Annotated in this window: 16 protein-coding genes and 3 pseudogenes; 4 read left to right on the forward strand and 15 right to left on the reverse strand. The window is 56.2% G+C overall.

Going from position 1 to position 20,903, the window contains the following annotated elements; all coding sequences use genetic code 11:
* Positions 1-34: 34 nt before the first annotated feature.
* Positions 35-783, reverse strand: a pseudogene (locus AYT24_RS10765) (sulfite exporter TauE/SafE family protein).
* Between the two features lie 46 nt (positions 784-829).
* Positions 830-1,447 carry an FmdE family protein gene (locus tag AYT24_RS07745; RefSeq protein WP_164927076.1) on the reverse strand — a complete coding sequence of 206 codons (618 nt, stop codon included), beginning with the start codon at positions 1,445-1,447 and terminating at the stop codon, positions 830-832.
* Between the two features lie 209 nt (positions 1,448-1,656).
* On the opposite strand from AYT24_RS07745, the pseudogene AYT24_RS07750 reads away from it, so the two are divergent.
* Positions 1,657-1,985, forward strand: a pseudogene (locus tag AYT24_RS07750) (ISNCY family transposase); the annotation flags it as partial.
* 153 nt (positions 1,986-2,138) lie between these two features.
* On the opposite strand, the gene AYT24_RS07755 reads toward AYT24_RS07750, so the two are convergent.
* The 9 genes from AYT24_RS07755 to AYT24_RS07795 all read right to left on the reverse strand — a co-directional run bounded on the left by AYT24_RS07755 (position 2,139) and on the right by AYT24_RS07795 (position 9,381).
* On the reverse strand, positions 2,139-2,816 hold the full coding sequence (locus AYT24_RS07755) for a Crp/Fnr family transcriptional regulator (protein ID WP_010933381.1): 678 nt from the start codon (positions 2,814-2,816) through the stop codon (positions 2,139-2,141).
* 200 nt (positions 2,817-3,016) lie between these two features.
* Entirely contained in the window at positions 3,017-5,125 is a 2,109-nt protein-coding gene (locus AYT24_RS07760) for an intermembrane phospholipid transport protein YdbH family protein (RefSeq protein WP_010933383.1), read from the reverse strand.
* Between the two features lie 10 nt (positions 5,126-5,135).
* The gene (locus tag AYT24_RS07765) at positions 5,136-5,486 is read right to left on the reverse strand and encodes a YdbL family protein (protein WP_226986793.1); all 351 of its coding nucleotides are present in this window, start codon (positions 5,484-5,486) and stop codon (positions 5,136-5,138) included.
* A 21-nt stretch (positions 5,487-5,507) separates the two neighbouring features.
* A complete protein-coding gene (locus AYT24_RS07770) occupies positions 5,508-5,717 on the reverse strand; it encodes a YnbE family lipoprotein (RefSeq protein ID WP_164927077.1) in 210 nt (69 codons plus the stop codon).
* 398 nt (positions 5,718-6,115) lie between these two features.
* Positions 6,116-7,171 carry an ACR3 family arsenite efflux transporter gene (gene arsB, locus AYT24_RS07775; RefSeq protein WP_010933386.1) on the reverse strand — a complete coding sequence of 352 codons (1,056 nt, stop codon included), beginning with the start codon at positions 7,169-7,171 and terminating at the stop codon, positions 6,116-6,118.
* Positions 7,168-7,602, reverse strand: coding sequence for an arsenate reductase ArsC (locus AYT24_RS07780; protein ID WP_010933387.1), 435 nt, complete (start codon positions 7,600-7,602; stop codon positions 7,168-7,170). The genes arsB and AYT24_RS07780 overlap by 4 nt, the downstream gene beginning before the upstream one ends.
* A gap of 20 nt (positions 7,603-7,622) precedes the next feature.
* The gene (locus AYT24_RS07785; protein WP_010933388.1) at positions 7,623-8,669 is read right to left on the reverse strand and encodes a permease; all 1,047 of its coding nucleotides are present in this window, start codon (positions 8,667-8,669) and stop codon (positions 7,623-7,625) included.
* Positions 8,670-8,673: 4 nt separating this feature from the next.
* A complete protein-coding gene (locus AYT24_RS07790; RefSeq protein ID WP_010933389.1) occupies positions 8,674-8,976 on the reverse strand; it encodes a thioredoxin family protein in 303 nt (100 codons plus the stop codon).
* A gap of 72 nt (positions 8,977-9,048) precedes the next feature.
* Complete coding sequence (locus AYT24_RS07795) at positions 9,049-9,381, reverse strand: ArsR/SmtB family transcription factor (RefSeq protein ID WP_010933390.1); 333 nt, start codon at positions 9,379-9,381, stop codon at positions 9,049-9,051.
* Between the two features lie 429 nt (positions 9,382-9,810).
* Between AYT24_RS07795 and AYT24_RS07800 the strand changes: the two genes are divergently transcribed.
* Positions 9,811-13,176, forward strand: a complete 3,366-nt coding sequence (locus tag AYT24_RS07800; protein ID WP_164927078.1) for a DUF559 domain-containing protein — start codon at positions 9,811-9,813, stop codon at positions 13,174-13,176.
* Positions 13,176-16,013 (forward strand): BPTD_3080 family restriction endonuclease, encoded by a 2,838-nt coding sequence (locus tag AYT24_RS07805; RefSeq protein ID WP_010933392.1) that lies wholly within the window; start codon positions 13,176-13,178, stop codon positions 16,011-16,013. The genes AYT24_RS07800 and AYT24_RS07805 overlap by 1 nt, the downstream gene beginning before the upstream one ends.
* A 195-nt stretch (positions 16,014-16,208) precedes the next feature.
* Here AYT24_RS07805 and AYT24_RS07810 read toward each other — a convergent pair whose 3' ends face one another.
* Positions 16,209-17,000: a sulfite exporter TauE/SafE family protein gene (locus tag AYT24_RS07810; RefSeq protein WP_010933393.1), complete on the reverse strand. Its 792-nt coding sequence runs from the start codon at positions 16,998-17,000 to the stop codon at positions 16,209-16,211.
* Positions 17,001-17,520: 520 nt separating this feature from the next.
* Here AYT24_RS07810 and AYT24_RS07815 point away from each other — a divergent pair.
* A pseudogene (locus tag AYT24_RS07815) lies at positions 17,521-18,542 on the forward strand (IS5 family transposase).
* 137 nt (positions 18,543-18,679) lie between these two features.
* Here AYT24_RS07815 and AYT24_RS07820 read toward each other — a convergent pair.
* The 3 genes from AYT24_RS07820 to AYT24_RS07830 all read right to left on the reverse strand — a co-directional run bounded on the left by AYT24_RS07820 (position 18,680) and on the right by AYT24_RS07830 (position 20,816).
* The gene (locus AYT24_RS07820) at positions 18,680-19,483 is read right to left on the reverse strand and encodes a GNAT family N-acetyltransferase (protein WP_010933394.1); all 804 of its coding nucleotides are present in this window, start codon (positions 19,481-19,483) and stop codon (positions 18,680-18,682) included.
* 374 nt (positions 19,484-19,857) lie between these two features.
* A complete protein-coding gene (locus tag AYT24_RS07825) occupies positions 19,858-20,268 on the reverse strand; it encodes a c-type cytochrome (protein ID WP_010933395.1) in 411 nt (136 codons plus the stop codon).
* 191 nt (positions 20,269-20,459) lie between these two features.
* Positions 20,460-20,816: a DUF2023 family protein gene (locus AYT24_RS07830; RefSeq protein WP_010933396.1), complete on the reverse strand. Its 357-nt coding sequence runs from the start codon at positions 20,814-20,816 to the stop codon at positions 20,460-20,462.
* Positions 20,817-20,903: the final 87 nt, after the last annotated feature.

Here is a 20,903-nt window from a genome sequence, read left to right on the forward strand (position 1 = left end):
TCCTCTGTTCCGCTTTCTGTTCATGTTCTTTGCCTCAAGCTATCAGATTCCAGATCATCTTGGCCGCGATACCCAGCAAGACCACGCCGATTATCAATTTCACCTGTTCTCTGTTAAGCCTGTCTGTCATTAACCAGGATCCGATCAGCGCTCCGCCGGCGGACCCGATGGCAGTAAAGGCTAATAATGCGGTATTAATGCTGCCGACCGTCGCGTGACCGAGAAATCCGGAGAATGACGAGAAAATTACGATAAACGACGCTGTCGCCGAAGCATACTTTGGGTTGAACCCGAGCCAGACCAGCACAGGCACTATGAAATTTCCGCCCCGACTCCCAATAGTCCGCCCAGGAATCCAGCGAATGCGCCGACACCAAGCCCCAGCGTGATGTGTTTCCACTGTGAGCTGGCTTGCTCATGCTGCTTGGGTTGATAAAACAGCATCATCCCTGCGGCAAAGAGGAGAAATCCGACGAATAGCCACAACAGGACTGTACGATCCAATCCCTGGCTAACATAGGCACCCAAAGGCGATAATGCCGTGGCGATAATAAGAATCGGAATCGCCACCTTCCACAGTATCAGTTTCTTTTTTATAAACCGATAAGAGGCAAAAATCATAGCGATACTGTTGAGCAACAGGGCCGTCGCCATTGACGTGTGTATATCGATGCCTATGGCGATGAAAACCGGGATCAATATAAAGGCGGCGCCAACTCCGGCAATCGTGAGAAGAGCCGTGAAGATCAGTGTTATGATGCCGGCGAGTATTTCTAATCCCATAATGTCTTCCTTTCCAGTTTAGAGCATGGATTTGACAGAGAGAGCATCAGTGCTCTCTCTGCGCCTTCTCATAGCAGGGTTGACAGACTTTCTTGTCATCAAGCGGCCGACCGTAGCCCTCAACCACCATTTCGCCGCATATGTCGCAAACGAACCCGGAGAACGATTCGACTTTTGGCGGTACTTCATAATCGAATACATCACCAATATTCAGAAGCATATCGTCCGGAGCATTCATTACTTTTTCGACGAGGGGTTCCACCACCTCGGCCGGGACTTTCGAGGCCGGGATGTGCTTCATCCTGTACTCGGTAAAGAATTCACTCTTCTTGTTGGCGAGCATCGCTTCCGCTTTTGGCGTAACACGAACTGCTCGCCCGGTCTGGGTATCAATAAGCGTCACGCCCCATTTGCCATAGTGGAGCTTCTTGATGTTGCCCTTGCCGAATGTGCATCCAGTAATCATTTGGATGCCGTCGGCAAAGCAGGTAGCACAGTGGCCATCGCCCAACTCAACCAGGTCCAGCAACTGGCCGTCTTTTGAGCGCTCGACGCCCAGTTTGTTCATCGCCGCTGCGCCGACTCTGAGGCCCATCGGCATGGCCGGACATTTGTGGCCGTGGAAGGCCTGCCCCGCTTTGAGGAATTCTTTTGGTTCTACCATGACTGTTTCTCCTTTCAAGAGTGTTATCTCAGTTTTCATTCTGTCTTACATGAAGCTATTATAGGCAGAAAGGGACAACAAATCATTGACCACTGTCAATAAGAGGTTCTTTTGAAACAAGTGCTTGTGGCTGTGACAGTTGAACGGAAGGAAGGTGCTGAAAGATAAGCCTGTGGTGGCTATTTGCTCAGGATCGCTTATGCTTTGTCATGCGCACCGTTCTTAATCCCCAAATGGTGTTTGGTCAGATCGATATATCGGCCATAACATTTAATACGAAATCACGTGATGATATTTCAAAACTGTTGCGTGGTCTCCAAGGTATCTGCACTAACATCGAGCTGCGCGAGCGAGTCTTTTCTATCCTTGCAGAAGTTCGGCCAGATCGGAAAAATGGAGACGGAAAAGCCGATGTGCATAATGGTCGTCCTGGTATGGAACAGTGGACAATTCTTGTGCCTGGGGTATGCTTCGGCTTGGGCTGAACATTGATTACGATCGGTTGCAAGAGTTGGTGAATCACCATGAAAATGAACGCGTTGATGACAATTGACAGGCCGAGGTTCTTGGTCTGGTGGTGATGACTCATTGGATCTCTCGTCTTCTCTCAGCCCCTCGTATCGTGGGGACAATCAGTATTGATGAAGACATCGGATGCCATTGACCGCGCGCAACGAAGCGCCTGATTGCCTCACCGCAGAGCACTTTCTGCCACTTTCTCAAGAGCTTCTAAATCCAGTATCTGAAATCGATTCCTCTGCAAACGCTTGAGAATGTTTTTTTCGACGAGGTGTGTGATCGACCGCGAAAGAGTCTCCGGTGTCAGACCCAGTGACTGGGCGAACTCATGGGAGGCAACCGGTAATGTGATGAATAGCGGCCGACCGGCGATATTAGGCGAGTCATCCATCAAGGCCATCAGAGCCGCTGCCACTTTGGGATTGGCTCCTTTGCTCTGAAGCCGCTCAATCGTATCAAAGGCATCACGAAGACGTTGAGCCAGCTGTTTCATGAGGACGATTGCCACTTCCGGATCTTGATGCACTGCCTGGCGTAGTCCCGAGCGGGAAATGACATCCGCCTCGCAGTCATCCAGCGCCTGGGCGTACGCAGGGTAAGGGGCGTCGTCGAAAAACGGCATGAATCCGAACACAGAGCCCTTGCCGAAGATATAGAGGGTTATTGCCTTTCCCATAGGCAGCAAACGGTATATTTTGACTCGCCCGGACTTAAGAAAAACCAGCAGGCCGTCGGTATCCCCCTCACTCCAGAGAAGCTGCCCTTTGCGAAAGGAGCGTAGTGTCAGATATTTCTCAAGAATCTGGCGAGTAGCGTGCGAGGCTTTTCCCTTGTTATTGTCAAGCGACATTGTATTCTCTACTTGTTGGGTCCCGTTTTTTTTGTAAAACACATCTACACTTTCAGGTGAGCTGACAGCTCTTTTGCATCAGGTGAAAATAGTGGCGAAAGCAACGAAAATCTTCTCGTCAGCTTCATTGATCCTTCAACCGACTGCATCGCGGATAGAGAGATTTTGGAATAAACCCCACATAACGCGGTAACCGCTTCTTATTTCTTTTTCTTCTTCCCCCCGCTATTCTCCAGAACTTTCTTCGAGATCGCTTCTTCGATGTCCGATGAGAGCGTGAGGCTTCGGAAGAGGTCGAGCAGGTTTTGCTGGATGTTGAGGTTCAGGTTTACCGGGCGGTTGTTCTGGAAGTCGGGGTTGCGGCCTTTGAGCTGAATCGAAATCGTTGAGTTGCCGTCGGGGGTCATGACGATGTTGGAAACCAGCTCGGAGTAGAAGAAATTGCCGAGCGCTTCGTAGGTGAGGCGCATTCCGGCTCCGGCGGCGGCGCGCTCTTCCGGGGTGCTTGCATAGATGATGAGACCGTTCTTCTCTGCATCCATGCGGCCTTCGGGAATGCTGAAGAGGTTGTTGTCGAGCACCACCGGAATGGCACCGCGAATGGTACCGGTAGCGGAGAGCTTTGAAGCTCCTTGCAGGTCGAGCAGCGACTGGATCGGGATGCCGTTGAGCTGCACGAGGGTTTCGGTGTGCTTCGATTTGAGGTCGTAGTCCATGTGGTTGACCGCGACCGTGCCGTCGAGGAGGCCCGCCGAAAAGTCTGACACAGTGACCAGCGAAGGTTTACCGGGGTAGGCGAACAGCGTGAGCGAGCCTTTTGGCGACGTGAGAAGCAGTTCTCCACTGCCGGTCTTGCGCTTGAGGCTCTTGAGCGTGGCGTTCACCGTCAGCGTACCCTTTGTTTCCCGGTTCAGCGTGATGGACGGATCGGTGATCTCCCAAAGCACTTCGCGGCCTGCCGTTTTCGAGAACAGCTCGTCTGCGCCGGATGACTGTTTGGGCAGTTTCTGCCGGATCGAGCTGCTGCCTTGTGCAGTGAGTCTGGCCTTGGAGATTGCAATGCCGTTACGGTCGATCCGGACGGGGATCGTGCCTGAAAGCCGACCGTTCATCCCGCCGCTGAACTCTCCGGTCAGCCGGATGCGGTCGAGGATCGAAGCCTTGTCAATGCTGATGGTGGCCGCAGTCGCTCCCGATTTGAGGTCATAGCGCGCAGGCGTCGATGCGATCCGGCTGCCGAAGAGCCTTGCCGAAAGCGAGTCGAGGCGGATTACCGACACCGTGCCATTTGTGGCATCGAGCGTCACTCTGGCGTTGAGGTTCTCGATGAGTGGCGGTCCGCCGGGTTTGCGTCCGGCATCGAAAGAGATTTTCGTACCATCTGTCTTGAATGCGAACGCCGTGCCTTTTGCGGCATCGATGGTGCCGTCGCTAATCCGGATCGTGGAGTCGAGGTATTCGACCGGAATCGAACCGCTGAGTTTGCCCGTGAGGCTGGCCGGCCCGGAATCGGGCGAGAACCGATCGAGTGGCACGTTGCCGATCTTCAGTACGAAGGCCATGCGCTTGTTCCGCAGGTTGAACTCGATTTTGGGAGTTGAGGCTTTAATGCCGGAGAGTTGCAGCGAGCAGTTGCTGAAGGTCAGGGTGCAAGGTTTGCTGGGATGGCGTTGCAAACCGAATGTTGCCTCAAAGCCAGAAAGCGGTGTTTTGGTACTGCCTGAAAACAGTGATTCAGCTCTGAACAGCGCCGGTTGCTGTACCCATTTGTTCGAGCGGGTGAGCAGCACGTCGTATGAAATATCTTCGATGTGCAGTTGCCCGGCCTCGGCCTGCCCGTGCCTGACCGCAACGGCGATTGAATCGGGAGCAATGGAGGGCAGCAGACCGCCGGAGGGCAGCAAATCAAGGCGCGCCCGAAGTCGGGGATTTGCTTGCCGGAAGCGGATCTCCGAAGGGGTCTGCAGAACCTCGACGGAGTCAGCGTCGAGCTGCATTCTGAACGTTGGCGTTGCGCTTCCGGTGATGTGTTTCCAAGAGAGCCGGCCGTTCAGAAGCTTGAGCGTGAAGGCCGAGGGGGTCGTTACGCAAGAGTCCGGTTTGATGCGAATCGTGGCGTCGAGCTGCCCGAAACCGATACCTGACAGACCCGGTCGCCCGGGTCTGTGCAGTTTCACGGTGATGCCTTTACCGGCTGTCAAGCGGTCAATGAGCGACTGGGCATACCAGGGAAATGCCAGCCACGCTCCGCAAACAGCAAGGATCGTGAGCAGCAGGAGTGTTCCGATGATACGCAGAAGCCACTTCACAAGAGATCGCTTACTTTTTGGACCATACGCCCTTTATCTTTACCCAGGTGCCGGCGGGGAAGCTGGGATAGCGCTTCTCGAAGGTGCGCTGACCGGTCACTTCGACCGAAATGCCATTCTTGGCGGCAATCTCTGAATAAACAGCCAGGCGCTGCTTGTTCACGGTTTCAACCAGCTGTTGAGCCTCGGTGCCCGCTCCGGGCGGAATGGCGATGTAGCCGTTGTCAACCTCGCCGACAAGCCCCTTTGCTCTGGCTGTTTCGAGGTCGAGCGCAAAGGCGGAGGCCGCCGATGCCGCAAGAATGGTGAAGAAGAGGACGAAGGTTTTGGCCAGCGTCGCGAGACGATATGTTGTTATCATGTGCATGGTGATCCTCCCTGATTAGAAAATGTCCGTTCTTTTACCGATAGCGTTGTCGATGTCGCGATCGACCCTGATCCTGATTTCGTGGTCGATCTTGATGTTCATGTTGATCGTGATCGGCTTGTCCGGCGCCTCCACCTTCACCGTGGGGCTGCAACCGCCGATGACAAGGCCTGCTGAAAGCAAAATCATTGCTGCAGACAAGGTGCGAGCAGTTGGTCTGTTCATGTGGTTTCGGGTTTGTATGGGGTTCATTTCAATTCCGATGCATCGGCAAGCCGAAGCCCAGTGCCTGTGTCGGCGATTTTTCCCGAAATATAGCAAGCCCCTTTGTTTTTTCCTGTTTTCCCGCGGAAATCGGGCTGGTTAAATCGCCACGGAGAGGGAAGTGGCGTTTCGGCAGACGGGAGAGATCACTCGACGCTTTTTACCCACTCCTGCAATTTTTCGCGAAGTTCATCGCGAATTTCGCGGAACAGGGCAAGCTGTTCGTCTCTTGTGCCGGTTTTCTCAACGGGGTCAGGTAATGGCCAGAAATAACGGCGGCTGCCGAGCAGGCCGGGCCAGACTCTCGGACAGCTTGTTTTTCCATTTTTGTCAGTTTTGTTTAAAGCCGAAAAAAGCAGTTATGCGTTGTCAATAACGCGGAACCATTTTTCCCTGAACCAGAGTGAGACGTTCACCAGTGTGATGAGCGCGGGCACTTCGACAAGCGGGCCGATGACGGCGGCGAAGGCCTCGCCGGAGTCGATTCTGAAGACGGCGACTGCCACGGCGATGGCCAGCTCGAAGTTGTTGCTCGCCGCTGTGAAGGAAAGCGTGGCCGATTTCGAGTAGTCCGCGCCGATCTTTTTGCCCAGCCAGAACGACACCAAGAACATAATGACAAAATAGAGCAGCAACGGAATGGCGATGCGCAGCACATCCATCGGAATTTTGACGATGTATTCGCCCTTGAGCGAGAACATCACCACAATCGTGAAGAGCAGCGCCACCAGCGTCAGCGGGCTGATTTTTGGAATAAACTCCCGCTCGTACCACTCACGGCTTTTGACCCGGAGCATCACGAAGCGCGTCAGAAATCCGGCGATGAATGGAATGCCGAGGTAGATGAAGACCGAACGGGCGATCTCGCCGATGGTGATCTTGACGTGGAAGGATGTCATGCCGAGTTTCTCCGGCAGCACGGTCAGAAAGAGCCACGCATAGACCGAAAAGAAGAGCACCTGGAACACCGAGTTGAACGCCACGAGACCGGCGGCGTACTCCGTGTCGCCCTTGGCCAGTTCGTTCCAGACGATCACCATTGCGATGCACCGCGCCAGCCCGATCATGATGAGACCGGCCATGTAGTGCGGCATGTCGGAGAGAAACGTCACAGCGAGCGCAAACATCAACACCGGCCCGATCACCCAGTTCTGCAGGAGCGACAGGCCCAGCAACTTCGTGTTGCGGAACACATCGCCCAGCTCCTCGTACTTCACTTTGGCGAGCGGCGGATACATCATGACGATCAGGCCGATGGCGATGGGAATGTTGGTCGTGCCGGACTGGAACTGGTTCCAGAATCCGGCGATCTGCGGGTAGAGAAAGCCGGAGAGCACGCCGATGCCCATCGCGAGAAAAATCCAGAGCGTCAAATAACGGTCAAGGAAAGAGAGCTGTTTTGTCGAGATACTCATGGTTTTTCTCCCCGGATGGTTTCACGATAAAATTTCCCAAACTCCTGCTCGATCTCGTCGCGTACCCGGCGGAACTCGGCGAGCACCTCTTCGCTGCTGCCGGTGGCCGCCGCCGGATCGTCGAAGCCGATGTGCTGGCGGTGCTTGACCTGGCCGGTAAAGAGCGGGCAGCTCTCCTTGGCGCTATCGCAGACCGTCACGACGTAATCGAACGGCTTGGTGAGAAATTCGTCCACTTTTTTCGGGCGATTGGCGCTGAGGTCGATCCCTTTTTCCCGCATCACCTGAACGGCCAGCGGATGCACCTCGCTTGCCGGAACCGTGCCTGCAGAGAACACGTCGAGTTCGGAATCGAACGAACGAAGGAATCCCTCCGCCATCTGGCTGCGGCAGGAGTTGCCAGTGCAGAGAACAAGTATCGATTTTTTCATGACTTATAGGTTTTTGCGGATCAGAAAATCGCATTGAACACGAAACCGACCAGCATGATGCCCGTGGCTACCACTCCGGCGAAAACCGCGATGAGCTGCGGGCGGAGCACCTTGCGTAAAATGAGCATCTCCGGCGCGGAGAGGGCGATGACGCTCATCATGAATGCCAGTACCGTACCGAGCGCTGCGCCTTTGCCGAGCAGCGCCTGCACAACGGGAATGATTCCGGCTGCGTTCGAGTACATTGGCACGCCGATCAAGACGGCGGCGGGCACCGACCACCAGACCTGGTTGCCCATCAGCGAGGCCATGAAGTTTTGCGGCACGTAGCCGTGGATGCCCGCGCCGAGTCCGACGCCGAGCACGATGAAGAGCCACACCTTGCCAACGATCTCTCGCACGTGGCGGAGGCCTTCGCGAATCCGCTCCGGCCAGCTCACGGCTTCGGCGGAAAATTCGGACGACACCGCGCTGTTCTGGAGTTGCCGTACCCACTCTTCGAGAAAGCGCTCAAGCCCGAGCTTGCCGATCACCATCCCCGAAATCACTGCAACCAGAAGCCCCATCGAGAGATAGAGCAGCGCGACCTTCCAGCCGAACATGCCGAAAAGCAGCGCGAGCGCCACCTCGTTGACCATCGGTGCGGAGATAAGGAACGAGAAGGTGACGCCGAGCGGCACGCCCGCCTGCAAAAAGCCGATGAAGAGCGGCACCGCCGAGCAGGAGCAGAAGGGTGTCACGATGCCGAGCGTGGCGGCCATCGCGTTGCCGACGCCGACCCGCCTGCCCGACAGCATGGCCCGCGTCCGTTCAGGCGAAATGAAGGTGTGCACCACCCCCATCACGAAGACCACCGCCGTCAGGAGCATCAGCACCTTCGGCGCTTCGTAGATGAAGAAATGGAGCGCCTCGCCAAGCGGGGTGGCGCGGCTCAGGCCGAGCGCTGCGACGAGCAGGTCCGCGCCCGCTTCGAGGTTGAGGTAGAGCGGAACCCAGAGCGCTACCGCCGCCGCCACCCCGGCGATCCAGGCCGGGGCTGCGGAGCTTTGCCGATCGTGCTGTTGCATAGTTTCAGCAGGTTCCGTTCGGTCGGTCCGTACCATTGGCGTAGTCGCCGCAGCAGCAGGAGGGTTTCGGTGCGGCGGTGAGCATCTCGCGCAGCTCGTCGCCGGACGGGATGCGTCCGCTGCAAACAACCTTGCCATCCACCACGAGGCCGGGCGTTGACATCACGCCATACGACACGATCTGCTGCATGTCTTCGACCTTCTGCACCTCGGCCTCGATGTTTTCAGCAGCGATGACGGCCTTGACCGCATCGGTGAGCTGGTTGCATTTGGCGCATCCTGTGCCGAGAATTTTGATCTTTTTCATTGTTCTGTTGTTTTGAGTTTATCGTAAATAAACGATTTATAGAAGTGTCTTTCTTGTTAACAAATTCCGTTCTCAACAGTTGCACCCGCCGCTTTTTTCGCAGGCGAAGAACTCCCCGAACAGCGCTTGTGCCTTCGCCCAGTTTTCGCGATGGATGCAGTACTTCACCTTCGGCGGATTGATTTCGCCCTGGATTAACCCCGCTTCGAGCAGCGCCTTCAGATGCTGCGAAATGGTGGACTGCGCCATTGGAATAAGGCTGGTCAGTTCACCCGTAAAACAGCAGGCCTCGCCGGCAAGCAACCGCAGAATTTTAATCCGCACCGGATGACCGAGCGCCTTGGCAATGACCGCAAGCGTGACTTCATCGGTGGTGTAGCTGATGTCGGACAGGGTTCTCTGCATGTGCTTCCCGTTTAGTTCATCGTAAATATACGATGAATAGTGGAAGATGCAAATGAAAAAGTGGGCGGAATGGCACGAGGGGGTTATGTCGAGCGAGAGTATCGGGCGGATGATTATGGTTGTTTCGTCGAGGATTTTGGGCTACTTTTTGAGGCGATTGATGTGCAGGTGTATTCTCGGTCTCGGTTTTGGAGTGGGTCAGTCGATGGGCTGTGAGCCGTGTTCTTATGCCGATCCGCATAAGAAGCAAAAATAAAACGCAATGCAAGGTTTAAGTAATTAAAAATAAAGTGTTTAGCAGTATTTGCAATGGTTTTTCGATTGCGTCTTCTATGGATTGAAATTCAAAAATCCGCAGTTTAGGCGGATCAGTATAAACAATGTTAGCCTCCCGAACCAGCGCATGAGGAAACAGACAGGAAGGGCTTGATGGCACGAAAGAACAAGACCGAGAGCAAGCGCCCGATCGAGTCATACGAGCATCGGGACAAAGAGCGCGTCAACAACCCGCCGGTGGGGCTGGTAACGCCCGACACCGACCCGGACGCCGGGCAGAAGAAAAAGACCTACGCCTACGACCCGCACCTCGACCCGCAGCTCGTCTGGACGGGCAAGGCCGAGCACACCTCATTTGAGGTGCCCACCGTCTCGCTGCACGTGCACGAGCGCATCGATCCGCGCACGATCATCGAGGCGGTGCGCAAGCGCCCCTCACCCCATCCCTCTCCCACGGGGAGAGGGAGACAGGGTGAGGGCATGGCGCAACTCCCACTCTTCGAAGAAGAGCGCAAAGAACCCCTGCGCGAAGCGGTCGAGTTCTACCGGCACGCCCACGGCTGGTCGAACCGCCTGATCGCGGGCGATTCCCTGCTCGTGATGAACTCGTTGCTGGAAAAGGAGGGCATGGCGGGCAAGGTGCAGATGATCTACATCGACCCGCCCTACGGCATCAAGTACGGCTCCAACTTCCAGCCCTTCGTCAACAAGCGCGACGTGAAAGACGGCAAGGATGAGGATCTGACCGCCGAGCCGGAGCAGATCCGCGCCTTCCGCGACACCTGGGAGCTGGGCATCCATTCCTACCTCACTTACCTGCGCGACCGGCTGCTGCTGGCGCGGGAACTGCTGACCGAGAGCGGCAGTATCTTTGTGCAGATTTCAGACGAGAACGTCCATCACGTGCGGGAGTTGATGGATGAGGTGTTTGGGGCGAGGAATTTCCAAAGAGTAATCACGATAAAAAAGAGGTCACCGCAGCCAGATAAGTTCCTGTCAGGGGTAGCTGACTACCTGATTTGGTTCTCGAAGGATCGGGACCGATCCAAGTACAATCAGCTGTATTGGCTTTCGGAGGGCGAATACAATGGCAATGAATTCGTGACCAGCGATTTGACTTCTTCACACGAGTATCATCGAACACCTTTTGAGCATGAAGGGCAGGTGTTCAGCCCCGGCAGCAGGTATTGGTCAACAAGTATCGAAGGGCTAACAAACCTCGCGAGGTCAGGAAGGCTTGTTGTATCAGGCTCCACATTGAGATACAAAAGGTTCAATAGCGATTGGCCGTGTCAGCTAATTGGTAATATCTGGGACGACGTGGTTTTTGCTCCTTTCCTGGAAGATAAGCTGTATGCTGTCCAAACATCTGTAAAAATTCTTCAGCGCTGCCTCCTCATGACCACCGACCCCGGCGACCTGGTCTTCGATCCCACCTGCGGCAGCGGCACCACGGCGTATGTCGCGGAGCAGTGGGGCCGGCGCTGGATCACCTGCGACACCTCGCGCGTGGCGCTCACGCTCGCCCGCCAGCGCCTGATGACCGCGGTGTTCGACTACTACGAGCTGGCTTATCCCTCACCCCACCCCTCTCCCAGTGGGAGAGGGGGTGAAGAAAACCCTCTCCCTGCGGGAGAGGGTGGCCGAAGGCCGGGTGAGGGCACAATGGGCGTCTGGAACGGCTTCAAGTACAAGACCGTCCCGCACGTGACGCTCAAATCCATCGCCAACAACCCGGAGATCGACGGCATCTACGCCCGCTGGCAGGCGAAACTCGAGCCCATCCGCGCGCAGTTGAACGCCTTGCTATTTCCCTCACCCCAGCCCTCTCCCAAAGGGAGAGGGAGTAAAGAGGAAGAAGCCAAAGGGAGAGGGCGCGAAGAAAACCCTCTCCTTCCGGGAGAGGGTGGCCGTAGGCCGGGTGAGGGTTTTGAAGAATGGCAAATCCCGCGCGAGCCGGACGCCGGATGGCCGGAGAAGGCCAAAGCCTTGCTCGCGGACTGGTGGCAGTTACGCCGCCAGCGCCAGGAAGCGATCGACGCCGCCATCGCCCGCCACGCGCCGCAGGAGACGCTCTACGACCAGCCCTTTGTGGACAAGAAGAAGACACGCGTCACGGGGCCTTTCACAGTGGAAGCCGTCCCCGCCCCGGCGGTCAAATCAGTGGATGAGATTCTCTCCTCACCCCAACCCTCTCTCAAAGGGAGAGGGGGCGAAGAAAACCCTCTCCTTCCGGGAGAGGGTGGCCGTAGGCCGGGTGAGGGTAAAAAACCGCTCGATCCAGAATTCCTCGAGTTTGCTCGTCAGCTTCGCAAGGAGCAAACCGATGCCGAGCAACTGCTTTGGTTCTTGTTGAGGGATCGCCGTCTGGCGGGCTTGAAGTTCCGCCGCCAGCACCCGGTTGAACCGTACGTTGTAGATTTCTACTGCCACGAAGCTCGCCTTGCCGTGGAACTCGACGGCGGGCAGCACAACGAACCAGACGAGCGAGCACGAGATGCCAAGCGGGAGGCCTTCCTCGAAGGAAAGGGTATTCGGATTCTCCGCTTTTGGAACAACGACGTGTTACAGAATACCGAAGGCGTCTTACAGGCGATATATGATGCCCTTGTTTCCCTCACCCCAGCCCTCTCCCAGGGGGAGAGGGAGTTATGGGCCGACGCCTCCATCGCCCGCTCCGGCGAGACCCTGCGTCAGGGGGAATGGCGCGACGAGCTGCTGCGCGCCGGCATCCGCGGCAAGGCCGGCCAGCACATCCGCTTTGCGCGCCTGGAGCCTCTCCCCGGCTGCCGCTGGCTGCACGCCGACGGCGAGACCCGCCCCAGCGACGAAGGGGCCGACCGGATTCGCGAGACCGGCCCGGCTTACAGTCCGATGCGCGTGGTGGTTTCGTTTGGCCCTGATCACGCGCCGCTGGAACAGCGCCAAGTGCAGCAGGCCTGGGAAGAAGCCCGCATGCTAGATCCGAAACCGAAACTGCTGGTCTTCGCGGCCTTCCAGTTCGATCCGGAGGCGGCCAAGGACATCGACGAGATGAAGCCCGAGCTGGCGGGTATGCAGTTCCTCAAAGTCCAGATGAACGCCGACCTCCTGACCGACGACTTGAAGAAAAAACGCGCCACCAACGAGTCCTTCTGGCTTATCGGCCAGCCGGACGTCGAGGTGCGCAAAGAAAAAGATGGTCGATACGTGGTCGAGGTTCACGGCTTCGACTACTACAACACCAAGAACGGCGGCGTTGAATCGGGCGGCGAAGACAAGATCGCCGTCTGGCTGCTCGATACCGACTACGACAGCCGCAGCCTCTATCCGCGTCAGGTCTTCTTCCCGATGACCGGTGAGAAAGACGGCTGGGCGCGGCTGGCGAAGAACCTCAAGGCCGAGATCGACGAGGCATTGATCGAAGCCTACCGCGGCACGGTGTCACTGCCCTTCGCGCCGGGTGCGCACAAGCGCATTGCCGTCAAGATCGTGGACGACCGCGGCATCGAGAGCCTGAAGGTGATGGAGGTGGAGTAATGGCACGCACCACCATTGACCGCCTCATTATCAACTCGCCCTACGAGGAGCCGGCGCGTCATTGGCGCTACGACCGCGAGACGCGGACCTTCGATCTCGTGGAGGGCCGTCGCCCGGCAGGCTACGTGGTGGCCTCCAGCGATTCTCGCGCCTTTGACGACCCCGGCATCTTCGTCGAGATTCCGCTGGTCAACCAGATCCGCCCGCGCGTGAAGGCGTGGCGCGAGGCGGGCTATGCGGGCGTCACCGGCATCACCAAGCGCCTGCTGGAGCACTGGCGCGACCCGGAGGAGTTCGAGACGCGGCGCTTCTTTTTCTGCCAGTTGGAGGCGGTGGAGACGCTGATCTGGCTCATGGAGGCGCCCGCCGCCGAGCGCGTGGGCATAGAGATTCCAAGCGACGGCGGAGATTTCGTCCGCCAGTGCTGCAAGATGGCCACCGGCTCGGGCAAGACCATCGTGATGGCGATGACGATCGCCTGGCACATCCTCAACAAGGTCGCCAACCCGCAGGACGCACGCTTTTCCAAGAACGTGCTGGTGATTGCGCCCGGGCTGACGGTGAAGAGCCGGCTGGCGGTGCTGGAGCCGGCGGGCGCTGGCAACTACTACGAAGCCTTCAACATTGTGCCATCGAGCATGCTCGACAAGCTGCGGCAGGGTAAGGTGCTGGTGCGCAATTGGCACGCGCTGGCCTGGGAGAGCGAAGAGCAGCTCAAGAAGCGCAAGAGCGTGGACAAACGCGGGGCAAAGAGCGACGAAGCCTATACGCGGGAGGTGCTCGGTGAGATGGCCAATGCCCGGAACATCCTGATTATCAACGACGAGGCGCACCATGCCTGGCGCGTCAACTGGGAGGCCGAGGGCAAGTACCTGCGCGCCCGCGACCTGAAAGACAGCGCCGAAGAGGCGACCGTCTGGATCGGTGGCCTCGACCGGCTCAACCGCTCGCGCGGCATCCTTACTTGCTACGACTTCTCCGCCACGCCCTTCACGCCGTCGGGCAAGAAGAGCAGCGAAGAGGCGCTCTTCGGCTGGATTGTGAGCGACTTCGGCCTGAACGACGCCATCGAATCGGGCCTGGTCAAGACCCCACGTGTGGTGGTGCGCGACGACGCCGTGCCCGACGCGAAAACCTACAAGTCGAGGCTGTACCACATCTACAACGATCCGGACGTGAAGGACGACCTCAACCGGCGGGCGCAGCCGGAAGAGCCGCTGCCCGACCTGGTGCTCAATGCCTTCTACCTGCTCGGCTACGACTGGCGCGAAACGTGGAAGACATGGCAGAAGGCGGGGCTTGCCACCCCGCCGGTGATGATCACGGTCTGCAACCGCACCGAGACCGCGGCGCGCGTGAAGCACGCCTTCGATACCAGGCGAATCCACATCGACGAGCTGTGCGATCCGGAGCGGGTACTGCACATCGACTCGAAGGTGCTCGACGACGCGGAGGCGCAGGAAGAGCCGGCCGCCGCCGTGGTGGCGCCCGAAGACGACGGCGACGCGGAGGAGGAAGCCGCTGCTCCAGTTGCCAGAAAACTGACCAAGGCCCAGCAAGCGGAACTGCTGCGGCGCACCGTGGACACGGTCGGCAAGGCTGGCCAGCCCGGCGAGAAGATTCAAAAGGTCATCTCGGTCGGCATGTTGAGCGAGGGCTGGGACGCGAAGACGGTGACCCACATCATGGGGCTGCGCGCCTTCACGTCGCAGCTTCTGTGCGAGCAGGTGGTGGGGCGGGGCCTGCGGCGCACCTCCTACGAGGTGAACCCGGAGACGGGGCTGTTCGAGCCGGAGTACGTCAACATCTTCGGCGTGCCGTTCACCTTCCTGCCACACGAGGGGGGCGAAGACGGCCCGCCGCCGCCCCCGACACCCAAGACGGCGGTCGAACCGGACCCGTCCAAGGCGCAGTTCGAGATCCGTTGGCCGAACGTGGTGCGCATCGAGCGCGTGTTCCAGCCCACGCTGACGCTGGACTGGTCGAAGGCACGGGTTTTGGAACTGGACGCGGCGCAGACCGCCCAGGTGGCCGAGCTGGCGCCGGTGCTCGAAGGCAAGCCGGATGTGACCAAGATCGAGCGCATCGAGCTGGAAAGCCTGGCGCGGCAGTTTCGCACCCAGCGCATCATCTTCGAGACGGCGCGCGACGTGTTCGACCAGATGAAGCACACCTGGCAGGGCAGCCGCGAGGTGCTGCTGGCGCAGTTGGTGCGGATCGTCGAGGAGTTCATCCGCTCCGACAAGATTGCGATCTCTCCCCCGCTTTTCTACCAGGACGAGCTCCGTCGCCGGCTGATCATCACGCTCAACATGTCGCGAGTAGTGCAGCACGTCTGGGAGGCGGTGCGGCAGGAGAACACCGAGCGTCTGACGCCAGTCTTCGACCGCGACCATCCGATCCGTTCCACTGACGAGATGCGCACCTGGTACACCGGCAAGCCGTGCGAACGAACGCGCAAGTCGCACATCAACGTCTGCGTCTACGACAGCACCTGGGAGGCGGCGGACGCCTTCGCGCTCGACAACAGCGATGCGGTGGCGACCTGGGTGAAGAACGACCACCTGGGCTTCGAGATCCTGTATGTCTATCGCGGCGTCGTGCGCAAGTACCGGCCCGACTTTCTGGTGCGGCTGGCCGACGGTGAGATGCTCGTGCTGGAAACGAAGGGGCAAGACACCGAGCAGGACCGCGTGAAACGCCGCTATCTGGACGAATGGACGCAGGCTGTCACCGCCCACGGCGGTTTCGGCCGTTGGCGGTGGGCGGTGGCGCAGCATCCCGGCGAGATACGGGACATCCTGATGCAAGGCGAGGGAGCGCGAGCGGGAGGCTAACAACCGTTTGCGGCGGACAACATTCCGCTGCGCGGCCCGCCGCTGATGCTGGGCGTTAGGCGCCATCCATGAATCAATGAGAAGTTTTTTCATGGATGGCGCCTAACGATTGGGTTCAGGGGCGTAGCGGAGCGCGTCGGCTGCAAGCTGTTGTTAGGCAACCCATATCCTGATGCACGTTTGCATGACGGCACGTCACTTGCCTGAAACTGCATTCGCCAACATAGCAATGGCGGCTACGATCGTAAGAACACCGGAAATGATTTTCAGACTTTTCGGCTTTGTTTTTAGCGCGATTTTGCTACCAATCAGCCCTCCTACTACTGCCGCTGCCCCACATGGAATCGCCAGTTCCGGGTCAAAACCTCCGTGCAATGCGTTGCCGGCAAATCCCGTCAATGCTGTTGCCGCCAGCATGGCTGTGGCGGTACCGACAGCCGTGCGCACCGGTACGCCACATCCAACAACCATTAATGGGATCAGAAATGATCCCCCTGAAATTCCCACCATTCCAGAGAAAAAACCGGTAGCCATGGTCAATGGCACTGCCACCCACAAATTGATGACATACAGGTTGTCGCCTTCTTGGATATTCCAATACCCGAAGCGAGAAATGGCCACCTTGCGGGCCTGTTTTTCGGGAAACAGCATTGCAACGCCAGCAACAAACAACAGTAAGGATAAAATAAACTTCAACAGCGTGCCCGTGAACGAGTGCGCCATGAATCCTCCGACGAAGGCCATCGTCGCATTCAGACTGCCAAAGAAAATGGCTAGCGGCCATGACATCACTCTTGCTTTACCGAAGACGATTGCCCCCACTAACGCACTAGCCAGCAAAATGAACTGGCTGGTTGTGGAAGCCGTATGCATCTGAACGCCCAAAAGAACAAGCGTCGCAACATAAAAGTTGCCGCCGCCACGTCCGCTCATGATCATGACTACCGTGAGAGCAAAAATGATGGCGACAATCAAGAAGGTGTTCATCGTGTTTTGTCTCCCGATTGATGAGAGTTCTGTGATTGCTGAATTGCCTTGTGCAATTTTCCCGGCATAAGCTGACTGGTAATTGCATCGTAATTGCTGGGGGCAATTCGCACATGTTCGTAACCGAGGGAGCGTAGATATACAGATATACGATGGTAGATCTTGTGCCAGCAGAGCAAAAAATGCCGATAGTCTTGTCACGGGGTATCTCAGCATAACGATCCGGAATCTCATTAATCGGAATCCACAGCACCCGAATGTGATGTTCCAACCTAATCTGAAGCGACTCCACTTCTTGGCGCGATCTCACATCCAGAAAGATTGCATCTTTCGTCGCGAGTAGCGCCTCCATTTCGATCTTGTGTTTTCCACTTCCAAAGAAATCAAATGTCATACTCTTTAGGCCACCTCTAAAAAGTCGGCAATAATATAAAGCGTTGAAATATATTGACGTAGCTGCGATATAAGTCTTGAAATATCCGTATGTTGACGTAGTACCTATCAACCCGACTGCGCTGCTATGAAAAACATCAACCCGCCTGGCTTTTTTGATGAGCATTTTCTGCTCGAACGCCTCACCAAACTCAAGGATCCGCTCGTCAAACTTGAAGCGCATATCGACTGGCAACTTTTTGCTCCCATTCTCGAAGTAGCTTTCAGCAAGCCAGCCAATCGCAAGAACATGGGTCGCCCACCGTTCGACCGGTTGATGATGTTCAAACTCCTCATTCTCCAGAGCCTGTACAACCTTTCCGACGACCAGATGGAGTACCAGATCACCGACCGTTTGAGCTTCAAGCGATTCCTTGGCCTGAAAGCGAGCGACAAGGTTCCGGACAGCAAAACCATCTGGAAATTCCGGGAAACCCTTATTCAGGAAGAACTTATCGAGGCGTTGTTTTTCCGCTTCAATCAGGCGCTCGATGAGCAGTGTATCTTTGCTCGAAACGGACAACTGGTCGATGCCAGCATTGTCGAGGTGCCGCGCCAGCGCAACAGCCGCGACCAAAACGCTCAGATCAAGCAGGGCCAGACGCCGGAAGCCTGGAAACAGAAGCCCAACAAGCTGCGCCAGAAAGATGTCGATGCCCGGTGGTTGAAGAAAACCATGTCAAGGTCGATAAAGGCACCAAACTCATCAACAACTGGATGGTAACGCCCGCCTGCAAGCACGATTCCCAAGAGCTGGAAGCGCTGCTCGAAAAACAAGATATGGGCCAGCCGCTGTACGGCGACAGCGCCTATGTCGGACAGCAAGCTATTATCGACGAGTGTGAAATGACCAATGAAGTCCACGAAAAAGGAACGAAAGGCCATCCGCTGACCGAAGAGCAAAAAGCCTCGAATCGGGTGAAATCAAAGAGCCGTGCGCGAGTCGAGCATGTGTTTGGATTCATGACCAACTCGATGAAAGCGATGTATGTCAGAACGATCGGCTCTGTGCGGGCCGTTGCGAAGATCGGTCTGACAAACCTGACCTACAACCTGATGCGCTGCACGCAGCTCAACAAAAAAGTGCACAACGTCTTTCTCTGGGGATAACTACGCCCTGTCGCGGCTGAAAAGCTGTTTACAGGGACAATACTGTCAATAAACAACTGCTTTGCAGGGCAGAATGGCCCTGTTTCGTTGAAATACAAAACCGGGAATATTTCAGATCACCCTTTTTAGAGGTGCCCTTATATTGTGACTACATCGATGTAGAAACCATTGCGGCACCACTTCACGCCGTGATCTTGAGCACCCTGGTACTTGGCCTTATCCCTGTAGACCAACTTACCCTCCACTATGATTTCTATGACTGGATCGCGGCTCATGCGGCGAAAGCACTTCGGAAACGATGCACGCTCAGCCAAATAGACCTTTCCATCATCGGCAACGATGGCGTTGAGGTGATAGCTGGCTATAGCTGGAACATTATCTTGCCAATTTCTTTCCTCGGGAAACGAGCTAATCGTCGCTAATATTGGTCTTCCGCCAGGCGGTAGCGCTAGATTCTTGGACAAGACTCTGAAGCCCTTGGCGTTTTTTCCGAATTCGCCCTCAACAATCGTGAAGCCCATTGCTTCCCAAAACGGAATAGAGGAAGAAGGTTTACACTCGACTTGCAAAACCATCTCATCCTGTTGCAAAGCAAGCTCGACACAATGTTCAACAACGAGCCGCCCAAGACCGTTGCCCCTCCAACCATTACGAACTTGGAGGATGCCCGAACTCAGCAACTGGCCCCACTGATAAGCGACCGGAATGCCTTTAATTTCATCAATCAGAACCAGCAGCCTGCCTTCTTCATGGCACTGTCGGGTTAGGTTCCAATTGCAGAGGAAATTACCGTGAACTTCCAACGCTTCCTCTTCTTGTAACCAATCGTGAATTTGTTGCACATCATGGCTGTTAGACCAACGGATCATGAATGGTCGCTCAATGTCATTGATGATATGAATTACCTTTTTGGTCAATGGAATATCCTTGAAGCCTAACATTGTTTATACTGACCCGCCTAAACCGCGGATTTTTGAATTTCAGCCCATAGAAGACGCAATTTGAGAAACCATTTTAAATACTGCTAATAACACAATGTTTAATCACTTAAGCCTCACATGACATTTTATTTCAGCGTTTTATACGGATCGGCATAAGAACACTGCTTGCAGCCCATCGACAAAGCCTTCCCCACCCCAAAACCGAGACCAAGAAAACACCCATAGCTCAGCGCAGTTTGGTCAGCCGTTACTCCGCTAAATCAACAGCTTGAGATATTAGCGCAAAATCCGTGACAAACCAAAGCAGCGCTGAACCGGCGTGGATTCAGCGCTGTCGATGAGCCGCAGGCTCGAATGGAGGTCGAAAAAGCAGATTACTTTGCGGGGCAGTCCGGGGGCTGGAACTTTGGGTCGTAGCTATCCCACAACCACTCCGAAACCGTCCGCAAGTCCCGCGCGTCGAGTTCGACGGCGGGCATCAGGCCGAAGCGCGAAATGGCGGGCGGCCTCAGCTTCGATTTTTCCACCGCCGGTTTTGCGACGAACTCCATGATGTGGCGAACGCCCTGTTCGCGATCCGCGAATGCTTTGTGATAAAAGTAGGACAGCCCGGCGACCGGCGGAGCAGATTTGGGCGGCGGCAGCATTGAGTGACACGCGCTGCAATGGCGCTCGTACAGCTCCTGGCCGCCGGTCACCTGCGCGAAGGCATTGGTGGAGTATGCCGTGGCAAGCGAAATAGCGGTGCAGCCAATAAGAATGGCAGGCGAGAATCTGAAAGTCATGCTTTTATCGTTATTATTTTTCAATACAACGCAATTCAAGAAAAATGACCACGCGCATTTGCACTGATGCATGGCCATCACAAAACATCGAGTCTGTTGGAGAATCGCACAATCCCCTGAGTATAATCAAAACAGGAAAAAACCTTATCTATTTAAGCAAAGTACACTAATCACCTTAATAAAAAAAACTTTCAGGCGCACTTGTGCATTGCCGGATCGGCGATGGCCGCTGACTCGCACTTTTTCAGGTATCGCTCGCACTGCTTGCGGATGTCATAACCAAGCATCGAGCCGAGCACGAAATCCTCCTCAGGGGTGAGAGCCTTGAGTTTCTTGCTGGCGCAGATCGACCGAACAACCGCCACGCACTCCGGCGCTCCGAAGAAAACGTTGATGTGCGACTTGCCGAAGTCGTAGATATGGTAGTCGATGCCGTAATGCCGGAGCTTTCTGGTCGCCTCCTCGCCGAACCGGGCAGGAAGCGTGTGCATGACCAGACTCCGTAACCCTTTGCGATATTCATAGATATGGTGAATCAGCACTTTCATGGTCGTGGTGTTTTTGGATTGTTTAAAAACTCAGCCTCTTTCAGCTCGCGTTCGGAACGTCACGCCTCTCGTCTGTTGGCGGCTTCG

The organism is Chlorobaculum tepidum TLS (genome assembly GCF_000006985.1).
Lineage (GTDB): Bacteria > Bacteroidota > Chlorobiia > Chlorobiales > Chlorobiaceae > Chlorobaculum > Chlorobaculum tepidum.